Below are 12,976 nucleotides of genomic sequence, written 5' to 3'. Positions count from 1 at the left end.
CTCTTGACATTTCGCAAGAAATGTTATACAATCATCCTTGTCATTTTAATAAGGTCTGGTGGCGATAGCGGAGAGGACACACCCGTTCCCATGCCGAACACGGAAGTTAAGCTCTCCAGCGCCGATGGTAGTTGGGGTCCGCCCCTGCAAGAGTAGGACGTTGCCAGGCTCACCAAGAGTTACGCATTTATGATGCGTAGCTTTTTTTTTACATTTTTATATATTTCTATATGTTGCCAACAGGTTGATAGACATGTGAAAAGTAAGTTTTGGCATACACTCATAAAAATAGAAAAGTATGCTTCTATATTGGAGGGAACGTTTTGAGTAATGAATGGTTAAACTTTTTTCAATTGCCCGATGAATTTCCAGTTATGGTTGTTCGTATGCTCATTGCGTTAATTTTAAGTGGGCTTGTCGGCCTGGAAAGAGAGGCGAGCAAAAAATCCGCGGGTTTTCGTACCCATATTTTAGTTGGTATGGGTGCCTGTATGTTAATGCTTTTGTCTTTATTTGGCTTTGAAGGTTTTATGGAAGAATATGATACTCAGGTTCGATATGATCCTTCTCGTATTCCTTCTTATGTGGTCAGTGGAATAGGGTTTTTAGGTGCAGGTACAATTTTAGTCCAAGGTGCTACGATACGAGGTTTAACAACAGCTGCTTCGATATGGGTTGTCGCTGGTCTTGGTTTAACTGTAGGTGCGGGGCTATATACGCTGGCTATTTTAGCTACGCTAATCGTATTATTGAGCTTAATGTTCCTTAATCGTCTTGAGGCCTTCTTTTTAAAGCAAACAGGCGAAGAAACCATTCGGATCCTCGTACCAAAAGAGGATCAGCATTTATCTGATCTGTTACAGATCGTCGAAAGTATGGGGATATTCGAAATGTGCATACGAAAAGTTCAGTCGGCTTTGACCGCGGAGATCGAGCTCGTCTCAAGGAATATCAGCTGACGGTGTTATTCTCTTCTTCAGATCAACACATTCATGCATTAGATGCTGTGTCTACTGTTGAGTCTGTCCATGAAGTATTTTGACAGACGAGTGTTATAAGTATGTAATGAACGGTTAGAATGAAAGATGACAACCAAAGGTTCTTTCTTGCCAACAAGTTCAGCAGCACTGTATAATATGTATAGTCAAAGAAAGTCAAAGTTGATATGATCGATGGAAGGGGGGGTTAGCATGCGAAACATCTCGGACATCATTGAGGAGTATTTAAAGGAAGTTTTTCAGCAAAGTGAGGCTGAAGCTGTAGAAATTAAACGTCATGAAATCGCAGATCGTTTTCAATGTGTTCCCTCTCAAATTAATTATGTGATTAAAACACGTTTTACAGTGGAAAAGGGATATATCGTTGAAAGTAAGCGTGGAGGCGGGGGATACATCCGGATTACGAAAGTCAAGCCAGGCGATCATGCTCGTTTAATTGACCATCTGTTAGATTTGCTTGATCATAAGCCAATTCCTCAAGCGCCTGCAGAACATATGCTGCTTCGATTGTATGAAGAAGGGGCAGTTACGAAGAGAGAAAGTATGATCTTATTAAAGCTCATGGACCGGGCGGTTTTGGATATTCCGATCGAACAACGTGACTCTTTGCGCAGTAGGCTATTATATTCTATTTTAAATACGCTGAAATATAAGATATAGGGGAGGGAGCCTTTTGAAGTGTGACAATTGTCAGCAACGTCCCGCCACCGTACATTTCACGCAGATTGTTAATCAAGAAAAAAGCGTCCAGCACCTTTGCGAAGTGTGTGCGGCCGAAAAAGAAGAGTATTCTCCGATGTCTCAAGCGGGCTACACAATCCAAGATTTATTCTCCGGTATTTTCGGGCAGGCACAAAATGCTTTTTTCCCTCAAGCTAGCCGTACATCTTCAGAACTGAAGGAGCCTATCTGTCCTTCTTGTCAGTTAAGCTTTTCGGAGTTTGTGAAGACAGGAAAATTTGGCTGTAGCACATGCTATAGTACCTTTGGACCTAGATTAGATCCTATATTACGCCGTATCCAGGCAGGAAATGTCGAGCATACAGGAAAGGTTCCAAAGCGTGCCGGAAAAGAATTGAATAGAATAAGAGATCTCCAAAAGCTTAAAACACAAATGCAACGGTTGATTGACCAAGAAGAGTTTGAAAAAGCAGCTGTACTTAGAGATGAAATTCGTTCATTGCAAGAAAAGTTGCAGAAGGGGGAGGAGTGATCCATGTCCCTGGAAAAATTTATTCAGCAAGCACTAAGTCCTTGGGTGCGTCGCGGTGGACCGGAAGACGATATCGTAATGAGTTCCCGCATTCGCTTTGCACGAAATCTACAAAGCTCCCCTTTTCCAACCGTTGCTGATGAAGGAAATTTACAAAAGGTTTTGCGAGAAGCAGAAGCGAAGATTGTACCGAACTCGTTTGGTGATGTTGGTCAATTAGCAATGCTAAAAATGCATGAGCTGAATGAGACTGAAAAGCGAGTGCTCGTTGAAAAGCATTTAATTTCACCTCACTTAGCGAATGCTAGACATTCGGCAGCGGTGCTATTGTCGGATGAAGAAAATGTAAGTTTAATGGTGAACGAAGAAGATCACTTTCGTTTGCAATGCTTATTTCCCGGCCTTCAAGTCGTTGAGGCTTTGTCTGCTGCAAATCAGATGGATGACGTCTTGGAAAAGCATTTAGACTATGCATTTGATGAGCAAAAGGGTTATTTGACGGCTTGTCCGACGAATGTTGGAACGGGCATGCGTGCGTCGGTGATGGTTCATCTTCCTGCATTGGTGATGACTGGTCGCATGAATGCAATTATTTCGGCTGTAAATCAGCTAGGTATTGCCGTTCGTGGCATTTACGGCGAAGGGTCAGAGGCGCAAGGAAGTGTATTTCAAGTTTCCAATCAGTTAACTTTAGGGAGATCCGAACAAGATATTGTTGAAGATTTAACAAGCGTTGTATATGAACTTATCCATAAGGAAAGAGAAATTCGTCATGCGCTGTTAGAGTCTTCCAGAGTGGAGTTAGAAGATCGAATTTGGCGTTCGTATGGAATTTTAGCAAATAGCAGAATCATTCAAAGCAAAGAAGCAGCAAATTGTTTGTCCGATGTTAGACTTGGTATTGATTTCTCCTTTATTCAAGGGGTTTCACAAAGTATTCTAAGTGAAATTATGATATTAATGCAGCCAGGATTTCTTCAACAATACGCGGGAAAGGCACTGGCACCTAAAGAGCGAGACATCCGAAGAGCTGCTTTAATTCGCGAACGTTTGACGCTGGAATCGAAATCAAATTAGATCTGGGAGGTAGCCTATATGATGTTTGGACGATTTACAGAAAGGGCACAAAAGGTGCTCGCCCTTGCTCAAGAAGAAGCAGTTAGACTTGGCCATAACAATATCGGTACAGAACATATTTTATTAGGTCTTGTTCGTGAGGGGGAAGGTATTGCAGCGAAGGCACTAGCAGCCTTAGGCTTGAGCCCGGAAAAAATTCAAAAAGAAGTAGAAGCTTTAATTGGCGTAGGCAAGGACACCTCACAGACAATTCACTATACACCACGTGCTAAAAAAGTGATTGAGCTTTCGATGGACGAAGCACGTAAGCTTGGTCATTCATATGTCGGTACCGAGCATATTCTACTTGGACTTATTCGAGAAGGAGAAGGTGTGGCTGCACGAGTGCTGAATAACTTAGGTGTCAGCTTGAATAAGGCGAGGCAGCAAGTTTTACAATTACTCGGAAGCAATGAGAGTGGAGGATCGACGCAAAGTGGTGCAGCAGCGAGTGCCAATACACCAACGTTGGATAGCTTGGCACGCGACCTCACTTCAATTGCCAGAGAAGACCACCTGGACCCAGTAATTGGGCGTAGTAAAGAAATTCAACGTGTTATTGAAGTATTGAGCCGTCGGACAAAAAATAATCCTGTGCTCATCGGTGAGCCTGGTGTAGGGAAGACCGCGATTGCTGAAGGGTTGGCTCAGCAAATTATTCAAAACGAAGTGCCAGAAATTTTACGGGATAAACGAGTGATGACCCTTGATATGGGGACGGTTGTTGCTGGAACGAAATATCGAGGCGAATTTGAAGATCGTTTGAAAAAAGTGATGGAAGAGATTCGTCAGGCGGGAAATATCATTCTGTTTATTGATGAGCTTCATACGCTGATCGGTGCAGGAGGAGCAGAAGGTGCCATCGATGCGTCTAATATTCTTAAACCTTCGTTAGCCCGTGGTGAGCTCCAATGTATTGGGGCAACAACCTTAGACGAGTATCGCAAATACATTGAAAAAGATGCGGCACTGGAGCGCCGTTTCCAGCCAATTCAAGTGAATGAACCTTCAGCTGAAGAGTCTGTACAAATCCTCCAAGGATTGCGTGATCGTTACGAAGCACACCACAGAGTGAAAATCACCGATGAAGCCATTGGATCAGCTGTGTCATTATCAGATCGATATATTTCAGATCGTTTTTTACCAGATAAAGCAATTGATCTCATCGATGAGGCAGCAGCAAAAGTGCGCTTACGCTCATATACCGCGCCACCAGACATGAAAGAGCTTGAACAGAAATTGGATGCGATTCGTAAAGAAAAAGACGCCGCTGTCCAAAGCCAAGAGTTCGAAAAAGCAGCCTCCTTACGTGACACTGAGCAGCGACTTCGTGAAGAGCTTGAAGGATCGAAAAAATCTTGGAAAGAAAAACAAGGACAGGAAAACACTGAAGTCACTACTGAAGACATTGCCCTTGTCGTATCGAGTTGGACTGGGGTGCCAGTATCACAAATGGCACAGGCAGAAACTGAGCGCTTGTTAAACTTAGAAAACATTCTGCATAGCCGCGTCGTAGGGCAAGACGATGCCGTTCAAGCTGTATCAAAAGCAGTTCGTCGTGCCCGTGCCGGTTTAAAAGATCCAAAGCGCCCCATTGGCTCGTTTATTTTCCTTGGTCCGACAGGGGTCGGGAAAACAGAACTCGCCAGAGCCTTGGCAGAATCACTATTTGGTGATGAAGACAACATGATTCGTGTTGATATGTCTGAGTATATGGAAAAACATGCGACGTCAAGGCTTGTCGGATCGCCACCGGGGTATGTTGGTCATGAGGAAGGCGGCCAGTTAACAGAAAAAGTACGCCAGAAGCCTTATTCAGTCATTTTACTCGACGAAATAGAGAAGGCTCATCCAGACGTCTTTAATATTTTGCTTCAAGTGCTAGAGGACGGACGCTTGACGGATTCCAAAGGACGATCTGTCGATTTTCGTAATACGGTTGTCATTATGACATCAAACGTCGGTGCCAGCGAATTAAAGCGCAATGCGTATGTTGGGTTTAATGTTCAAGAAGAAGGCCAAGATTATAAAGAAATGAAAAATAAAGTTTTGGCTGAATTAAAGCGTTCATTCCGCCCAGAGTTTTTAAACCGTATTGACGAGATTATCGTATTCCATTCTCTTAAAAAAGAACATATTAAAGAAATCGTTTCAAAAATGGCGAAGCAGCTTCAAGAACGACTGCGCGAGCAGGATATTGACTTTAAGTTGACGGCGCCAGCGCTTGAGAAAATTGCTGAAGAAGGCATGGACCTCGAGTATGGGGCACGTCCACTGCGTAGAGCTTTACAACGACAAGTTGAAGATCGGTTGTCTGAAGAGCTCTTAAAAGGAACGATTGCCAAAGGTCAAAAAATTACATTGGGTGTTGAAAAAGGCGAATTTGTCGTTCGTACTGAAAAGCCAACACCGTCCACATGATTATTCAAGGGAAGTCCTTTTCGAGGGCTTCTCTTTTCATTTATACTGAATGTAGCCTCATCAAGCATTTGTATAGACTGATGACCAAGCTTTTTCTTCATTCCCCCACAATCGTTTCCTCCCAAAAATTTCCCCATAACTTAACTTAAAAAAACCAAGGCAAACTAAACTTAGGAGTGATGAAATGGCCAAAAGTAAGAATCAATTTGTCTGCCAGGAATGCGGCTACGTTTCTGCAAAATGGATGGGAAAATGTCCAGCTTGTCAGGCGTGGAATACGTTGAGTGAGTTTAGAGAAGCTAAACAAAGAAGAGGATGGCAAACCGGCTCTTCTAGCGTAACTAAGACAGCAGCGCCAACGTCTATAGCGTCGGTAAAAACTGCTCAGGAACCCCGGTTTTCCGTAGATATGGAAGAAATGAACAGGGTGCTTGGCGGAGGAATTGTACCAGGTTCCCTCGTCTTAATTGGCGGAGACCCAGGCATCGGAAAGTCAACACTACTGCTGCAAATTTCCAATCAAGCGGCAAAGCAAAAGGAAAAGGTTTTGTACGTGTCGGGAGAAGAATCTGAAAAACAAACGAAATTAAGAGCGGATCGCCTGCATATTCATGAAGAAGAGCTATATATTATGTCTGAGACAAATTTATCGGTCATTCTCCAGGCGGCTGAAGCGATGCAGCCGCGGGTGTTAATTATTGATTCCATTCAAACGGTGTATCAAGAGGATATTACATCTGCTCCAGGAAGCGTTTCGCAAGTTCGCGAATGTACCGCAGACTTAATGAAGCTGGCAAAAACAAAAGGTATTGCTGTGTTTATCGTTGGTCATGTGACGAAGGAAGGCGCCATTGCCGGACCGCGACTGTTGGAGCATATGGTGGATGCAGTTCTCTATTTTGAAGGTGAACGCCATCACGCGTACCGAATTTTACGTGCTGTCAAAAACCGCTTTGGATCTACGAATGAGATGGGTATTTTTGAAATGAAGGAAGCAGGACTGACAGAAGTCAAAAACCCTTCGGAAATCTTCCTAGAGGAGCGGTCCAAAGGGTCTGCCGGTTCGACCGTTGTCGCTTCGATGGAAGGTACGCGTCCAATGCTTGTTGAGATTCAAGCTTTAATTTCTCCAACGGCTTTTGGGAATCCTCGCCGGATGGCTACAGGTATTGATCATAATCGTGTGTCTCTCATAATGGCTGTCCTGGAAAAACGAGCAGGTATGCTGCTGCAGCATCAGGACGCTTATTTAAAAGTAGCTGGTGGGGTGAAGTTGGATGAACCGGCAATTGACCTTGCTGTAGCCATTAGTATCGCATCAAGCTTCCGTGATCGTGAATGTCGGGCCGGTGATATTGTGATCGGAGAGGTCGGATTGACGGGGGAAATTCGTCGTGTCTCACGAATTGAGCAACGGGTACAGGAAGCTGCTAAGTTAGGCTTTGAACGCGTTATTTTACCAGCAAGAAATTTAAGCGGGTGGCAACCTCCAAAGAACATTGAGATCGTCGGGGTGGAGACGATAGAGGAGGTGTTGCAGCACGCATTAGGAGGAGCATAATTTGACATCTAAGGAACGTGCATCTTCGCTAAAAAGAAAGCTCAGTTTTGTTGCACCAGGAACGCCGTTACGAGAAGGAATAGATCATGTCTTAAAAGCAAATACTGGGGGTCTGATCGTCGTAGGCTATAATGACACGATGAAAGGGCTTATGGATGGGGGATTCCGCATGGATTATGCGTTTACCCCTTCAGCTTTGTATGAGCTCTCAAAGATGGATGGAGCCATTGTTTTAACAGATGATGGTGGACGCATTCTCTACGCCAACACCCAACTTTCCCCAGCTCCGTCTATCGGTACATCAGAGACCGGTATGCGTCACCGGACAGCTGAGCGGGTGGCGATAGAAACCGGTAAGCTTGTAATTGCCATATCTCAACGCCGCCAAGTGATTACGTTGTATCAAGGCGTAGAGAAATATGTCTTGCGGGATATAGGCATCATTTTGACAAAAGCAAATCAGGCGATGCAAACTTTAGAAAAATATAAAGTTGTACTTGAGCAGGCAATGACCAATTTAAGTGCTTTGGAATTTGAAGGAATGGTGACTTACGCTGACGTACTTCTCATGTTACACCGCATTGAGATGCTAATGCAGATCAAAAACGAAATGACTGAGTATGTGATGGAGTTAGGTGAGGAAGGAAGATTAGTACGTCTACAATTAAAAGAGCTTTTATCGGTTATTGAAAAAGAAGTGATTGCCTTTATTCAAGATTATTGTAATGCGCATGATACTGAGGCGCAGCACATTATGGACCGATTGCAAGAGGGTAAACGAACGCAGCTCATGATGGAGCAGGCGCTAGCGAAGCTTATGCATTTTCCAGCTGTTCCGGATCGAAGTAAAGTGATTACACCAAGAGGGTATCGCATTCTGTTAAAAGTTCCTCGCTTACCCGCTGCTTCAGCGCGTGCGATCGCCCGGCGTTTTCAAGACCTAAATCAAATTATCCAAATGCCCAAAGAAAAGTTTACACAAGTGGAAGGAATTGGAGAAGTGCGGGCGAAAAATATTATCAAAGGGCTTGAGCGCTTGCGAGAGCAAGTGATGTTAGATCGATCATTGTAAAAGGTAAAAATGGAAGCCTTTCCAAAATGTTTTGTTGAAAAAAACATGACAACATGTTATAATATTTGATCTTATTGTTAATTGACAGAAAATTTACATCGTGCTAAGCTTAAAAAATATGAGAATCCTTCACAAACTTTTTTGTATTCGCTGTTTCAAATAGAAACTTTTGTCAATAATAATGAAGGAGGTGATTGATGAAATGTTAATGAATATCATAAGAATTTTTTGGGTTTTTATCGGAGGAAGTTTAGGTTTTTTATATTATCCTTTTCTTTTGCATCAACTAACGGGTGAACAAGGGCTTGTTTGGTGGAATTCGCCTTATTTAGGGATGTGCCTAGGTGCTATTATTTCATTTTTATTAACCTTCCGTCTTAGCCGTTCTATGGCTGCGGGAATTAAGGCGCTTGAAGAAAAGGTTGTAGGTGCCCCGGTTGTTGATGTACTCTTTGGCAGTCTTGGACTAATGGTCGGTTTGTTTGTATCATTTATGATTGCATTACCATTGCATGATCTTGGCAGTCAGCTTGGTACGACGTTACTATTCTCTCTGGGTGTGCTCTGGCTAACTTTTTTGTTAGGGTATTTAGGGTTTCGTGTCGGTTATAAGAAGCGTGATGAGTTGTATATGCTTTTCACCTCCGCCAAGTCTGCAAACCCAAAAAAGAAAGTGGCTGTTGAGGAATCAAGTGCAGATGTACACAAGACAGACTTAAAGATTTTAGATACGAGCGTTATCATTGATGGACGTATTGCTGATATTTGTAAAACAGGCTTCTTGGAAGGGACATTGGTGATACCTCAATTTGTTCTGGAAGAGCTTCAGCATATTGCAGATTCATCCGATGTATTAAAGAGAAATCGTGGCAGACGAGGACTCGATATTTTAAATAAAATTCAAAAAGAATTACAAATCAAAGTAGAGATTTACGAAGGCGATTTTGAGGAAATTCAAGAAGTTGACAGTAAGTTAATTAAGTTGGCAAAATTAGTTTCAGGAGTTGTCGTGACGAACGACTTTAATTTAAATAAGGTATGCGAATTGCAAAATGTTGCGGTGTTGAATATCAATGATCTCGCGAATGCTGTAAAACCCGTTGTTCTTCCTGGAGAAGAAATGACCGTGCAAGTCATTAAAGATGGAAAAGAACATAATCAAGGGGTGGCATACCTTGATGATGGTACGATGATTGTGGTCGAAGATGGTAGTCATTATATCGGTAAACGAATTGAAGTGCTCGTAACGAGTGTGCTGCAAACGTCTGCGGGCCGCATGATTTTCGCAAAACCGAAGCTGTTGGAAAAGGCATTATAAGTCTGTTTCGGACTCTCTATTTTGTCGATTCTATGGTATCATATGGCTTAGGCGAACCATATGAATGGAGACGTGAATAGGAAGGCTGGTCGCCAGAATGAGGCACCAGCCATTTCCTTTTGCTCGCAGAAACACACTTTTAAAAAATGAGGACGATCGTCATGACATATACGGTTGTAATTCCTGCCGCTGGAAAAGGCAAGCGAATGCAGACAACATTAAGTAAACAGTTCATTCCTCTCTTCAATAAGCCGCTTATTGTTTGGACGCTCGAACAATTTGCGGCTGATCCATTGTGTCAGCAGATCGTTTTAGTGATTGATCAAGCTGAAGAACCAAACATTCAATCGATCCTCCAGGCACACGACCTTTTACACCAAGTGACCCTTGTGCAAGGAGGGGTTGAAAGGCAGTATAGTGTAGCTGCCGGGTTAAAAGCGACAGATGAGCACGTGGGCATTGTCTTAGTGCATGATGGCGCGAGACCGTTTGTGACAAAGTCGATCATTCGTCGTCTTTGCGAAGAGGCAAGTCGTACGAAGGCTGCTGTAGCGGCAGTTCGTTTGAAAGATACCGTGAAGAGCGTGACGGACGGTGTCATTACAGAAACTTTGGATCGAGAGCGGCTTTGGTCCATTCAGACACCGCAGGCTTTTTCTCGCGATGTGCTCTTAGAGGCGCACGATAAAGCTGTGCAAGACGGTTTTCTAGGAACAGATGAAGCGAGTTTAGTGGAAAGAATACAATATCCGGTGTCGATAGTAGAAGGAAGCTACCGGAATATCAAAATTACGACACAGGAAGACTTAATTGTCGCAGAAGCATTTATGAGGGAGGAGCAGTCATGAGAATTGGACAAGGCTTTGACGTCCATCGCTTTCAAGAAGGGCGACCGTTACTATTAGGAGGGGTTCGTGTTCCCTATCACCTTGGGTTAGCGGGGCATTCTGATGCAGATGTATTGCTGCACGCCCTGTCAGATGCGTTATTAGGAGCGGTTGGAGAAGGGGATATCGGGCGGCACTTTCCTGACACAGATCCAGCGTATAAAGATGCTGATTCTTCTAAGCTCCTTCAAGAGGTGTATGAAATTGTTCAAAAGAAAGGTTTTACATTAGGAAATGCGGACCTCACGGTGATTTGTCAAAAACCAAAATTAGCACCTTACATAAACGAGATGAATACCTCTATAGCCAACTTGTTAAATTGTGATTCATCCTGTATAAATGTAAAGGCAACGACAACAGAGAAGCTCGGGTTTGTCGGTCGAGAGGAAGGCATTGCTGCACAAGCGGCTGTGTTATTGCTTACTAAATAGTTCAGAGTCTATATGACTCGTTAAAATTGATATAAAGAGGGTGGATCTTTTGAGTAATGAAAGCAGAGTACGTGTGCGCTATGCACCAAGCCCAACAGGTCATTTGCATATCGGGAATGCGAGAACAGCATTGTTTAACTATTTATTTGCCCGTAGCCAAAATGGTGAGTTCGTTATTCGCATCGAAGATACCGATATCAAAAGAAACGTGGAGGGTGGAGAAGAAAACCAGCTCGCCTATTTAAAATGGCTTGGAATCGACTGGGATGAAGGAATCGATAAGCCTGGGAAATACGGACCGTATCGACAATCAGAGCGTGATGATATTTATAAAGAATACTACGAGACGCTATTAAACAATGGTCATGCATACTATTGTTATTGTACAGAAGAAGAGTTGGAGCAAGAGAGAGAGGCGCAAAGAGCAAGAAATGAAATGCCGCGTTATTCAGGGAAATGCCGCCATCTAACGGAAGAAGACCGGCACGCACATGAAAAAGAAGGCCGGCAGCCGAGCATCCGCTTTAAAGTGCCGGAGGGTGAAGTTATCCGTTTTAAAGACTTGGTCAAGGACGAAGTCACTTTTGAAACGGATGGAATCGGTGATTTTGTCATTGGGAAGAAAAGTGGTGGACCAACGTATAACTTTGCGGTCGCTGTGGACGATCATCTCATGGAAATTTCGCACGTTTTACGGGGTGATGATCATATCTCAAATACACCGAAACAAATCATGCTTTACAATGCATTAGGTTGGGATGTGCCTATATTTGGCCATATGACCCTGATCGTTAACGAAAATCGTAAAAAGCTGAGTAAACGGGATGAGTCCATTATCCAATTTATCGAGCAATACGATGCACTCGGTTATCTTCCTGAAGCACTCTTTAACTTTATTACACTCTTAGGCTGGTCACCACAAGGAGAAGAGGAACTGTTTACCCGAGAAGAGCTTATTGATATTTTTGATCCTGCCCGCCTCTCGACATCTCCTGCTGTCTTTGATACACAAAAGCTAGCCTGGATGAATAATCAGTATATGAAGAACGCAGACTTTGAAACGGTTGTGCAAAAGACACTGCCACATTTAATTAAGGCAGGCTTGCTCCCGGAAGAAATGGACAATGAAACGCAGCAATGGGCGCGAGAGCTAATTGCTTTGTATCAAAACCAATTAAGTTATGGTGCTGAAATTGTTGATGTCAGTCAGTTGTTTTTCCAAAAGGAATTGCAGTATGATGATGAGGCAAAGGACGTATTGAGCGGTGAGCAAGTTCCTGAAGTGATGCAAGCATTTAAAGAGGAACTCACATCATTAGAGGATTTTGCGCCAGCTGAAATTAAAGCAGCGATTAAACGCGTGCAAAAGACGACTGGTCATAAAGGAAAGAAACTGTTTATGCCGATTCGAGTGGCTGTGACTGGTCAGACGCACGGTCCTGAATTACCTGAGTCTATCCATTTATTAGGACGGGAAACGGCTGTACACCGATTAAATGAGCTTATTTCCTCGATGTAAATGATATAATATAATGTAATGTAACTTTAGATGAAGAGGGAGCTCATTTGTAGCTCTTATAATACACATACATCGTTGATAAGGACATGTGGTTGGCCGAAGTCAATTTCAGAGAGAGTCTGCTTTGGTGGGAAGGGCTCATTGACTGGTAAATCATTGCCCCTTAGAGAGCTTTTTCGAAGCACTAAAAGTGTAGTAGAAAAAGACGGTGCCCTTGCCGTTATAAGGAAAGTGGGTCGGTTCTGTTTCCGGCCAAACAGAGTGGAACCGCGTAGCAAAAGCGCCTCTGTGTCATAGGATATGACGCAGAAGCGCTTTTTTTGTTATAGGACAATATTTCTGGCTCTACAATATTTGTTGGGGTTTACGAAAAAAAGAACAAAAAAATACACACAAGCTCCTATATCTTTACTACACTTGAGTTGTCGAAAACAAGAGAG

At 43.2% G+C, this 12,976-nt stretch carries 11 protein-coding genes, 1 rRNA gene and 1 other annotated feature; all 12 genes read left to right on the top strand.

Annotated elements, in window-relative coordinates; translation table 11 throughout:
• The first annotated feature begins 54 nt into the window (after positions 1 to 54).
• Positions 55 to 169: ribosomal RNA gene (rrf, locus tag G4V62_RS17895) — 5S ribosomal RNA — on the top strand.
• Between the two features lie 154 nt (positions 170 to 323).
• Positions 324 to 959, top strand: a complete 636-nt coding sequence (locus G4V62_RS17890) for an MgtC/SapB family protein (RefSeq protein WP_376768327.1) — start codon at positions 324 to 326, stop codon at positions 957 to 959.
• A 231-nt stretch (positions 960 to 1,190) separates the two neighbouring features.
• The gene (locus G4V62_RS17885) at positions 1,191 to 1,658 is read left to right on the top strand and encodes a CtsR family transcriptional regulator (RefSeq protein ID WP_165204843.1); all 468 of its coding nucleotides are present in this window, start codon (positions 1,191 to 1,193) and stop codon (positions 1,656 to 1,658) included.
• A 13-nt stretch (positions 1,659 to 1,671) separates the two neighbouring features.
• Positions 1,672 to 2,211 carry a protein-arginine kinase activator protein McsA gene (gene mcsA, locus G4V62_RS17880; protein WP_165204841.1) on the top strand — a complete coding sequence of 180 codons (540 nt, stop codon included), beginning with the start codon at positions 1,672 to 1,674 and terminating at the stop codon, positions 2,209 to 2,211.
• Between the two features lie 3 nt (positions 2,212 to 2,214).
• The gene (gene mcsB / locus G4V62_RS17875) at positions 2,215 to 3,288 is read left to right on the top strand and encodes a protein-arginine kinase McsB (RefSeq protein WP_165204839.1); all 1,074 of its coding nucleotides are present in this window, start codon (positions 2,215 to 2,217) and stop codon (positions 3,286 to 3,288) included.
• Positions 3,289 to 3,306: 18 nt separating this feature from the next.
• Positions 3,307 to 5,748 (top strand): ATP-dependent protease ATP-binding subunit ClpC, encoded by a 2,442-nt coding sequence (gene clpC / locus G4V62_RS17870; protein ID WP_165204837.1) that lies wholly within the window; start codon positions 3,307 to 3,309, stop codon positions 5,746 to 5,748.
• Between the two features lie 184 nt (positions 5,749 to 5,932).
• Entirely contained in the window at positions 5,933 to 7,309 is a 1,377-nt protein-coding gene (gene radA, locus G4V62_RS17865; RefSeq protein ID WP_165204835.1) for a DNA repair protein RadA, read from the top strand.
• 1 nt (position 7,310) lies between these two features.
• Positions 7,311 to 8,381, top strand: a complete 1,071-nt coding sequence (gene disA, locus G4V62_RS17860) for a DNA integrity scanning diadenylate cyclase DisA (protein ID WP_165204833.1) — start codon at positions 7,311 to 7,313, stop codon at positions 8,379 to 8,381.
• Between the two features lie 202 nt (positions 8,382 to 8,583).
• The gene (locus G4V62_RS17855) at positions 8,584 to 9,699 is read left to right on the top strand and encodes a PIN/TRAM domain-containing protein (RefSeq protein ID WP_165204831.1); all 1,116 of its coding nucleotides are present in this window, start codon (positions 8,584 to 8,586) and stop codon (positions 9,697 to 9,699) included.
• Between the two features lie 161 nt (positions 9,700 to 9,860).
• Positions 9,861 to 10,547 carry a 2-C-methyl-D-erythritol 4-phosphate cytidylyltransferase gene (ispD, locus tag G4V62_RS17850; RefSeq protein WP_165204829.1) on the top strand — a complete coding sequence of 229 codons (687 nt, stop codon included), beginning with the start codon at positions 9,861 to 9,863 and terminating at the stop codon, positions 10,545 to 10,547.
• Positions 10,544 to 11,017, top strand: coding sequence for a 2-C-methyl-D-erythritol 2,4-cyclodiphosphate synthase (ispF, locus tag G4V62_RS17845; RefSeq protein ID WP_165204827.1), 474 nt, complete (start codon positions 10,544 to 10,546; stop codon positions 11,015 to 11,017). Before ispD ends, ispF begins: the two co-directional genes overlap by 4 nt.
• A 49-nt stretch (positions 11,018 to 11,066) precedes the next feature.
• Positions 11,067 to 12,536 carry a glutamate--tRNA ligase gene (gene gltX / locus G4V62_RS17840; protein WP_165204825.1) on the top strand — a complete coding sequence of 490 codons (1,470 nt, stop codon included), beginning with the start codon at positions 11,067 to 11,069 and terminating at the stop codon, positions 12,534 to 12,536.
• 66 nt (positions 12,537 to 12,602) lie between these two features.
• Positions 12,603 to 12,827 (top strand) — a binding site (T-box leader).
• The last annotated feature ends 149 nt before the right edge of the window (positions 12,828 to 12,976 follow it).

Origin of the sequence: Litoribacterium kuwaitense (genome assembly GCF_011058155.1) — a bacterium.
Taxonomy (GTDB): domain Bacteria; phylum Bacillota; class Bacilli; order Bacillales; family DSM-28697; genus Litoribacterium; species Litoribacterium kuwaitense.
Note: the sequence above shows the minus strand (reverse complement) of the source record. Positions and strands in the feature narration are given on the sequence as shown.

Coding starts and splice junctions, on each gene's coding strand:
- G4V62_RS17885 (WP_165204843.1), top strand. CDS start 1,191: ATGCGAAACATCTCGGACATCATTGAGGAGTATTTAAAGGAAGTTTTT.
- mcsB (WP_165204839.1), top strand. CDS start 2,215: ATGTCCCTGGAAAAATTTATTCAGCAAGCACTAAGTCCTTGGGTGCGT.
- clpC (WP_165204837.1), top strand. CDS start 3,307: ATGATGTTTGGACGATTTACAGAAAGGGCACAAAAGGTGCTCGCCCTT.
- radA (WP_165204835.1), top strand. CDS start 5,933: ATGGCCAAAAGTAAGAATCAATTTGTCTGCCAGGAATGCGGCTACGTT.
- G4V62_RS17855 (WP_165204831.1), top strand. CDS start 8,584: ATGTTAATGAATATCATAAGAATTTTTTGGGTTTTTATCGGAGGAAGT.
- ispD (WP_165204829.1), top strand. CDS start 9,861: ATGACATATACGGTTGTAATTCCTGCCGCTGGAAAAGGCAAGCGAATG.
- ispF (WP_165204827.1), top strand. CDS start 10,544: ATGAGAATTGGACAAGGCTTTGACGTCCATCGCTTTCAAGAAGGGCGA.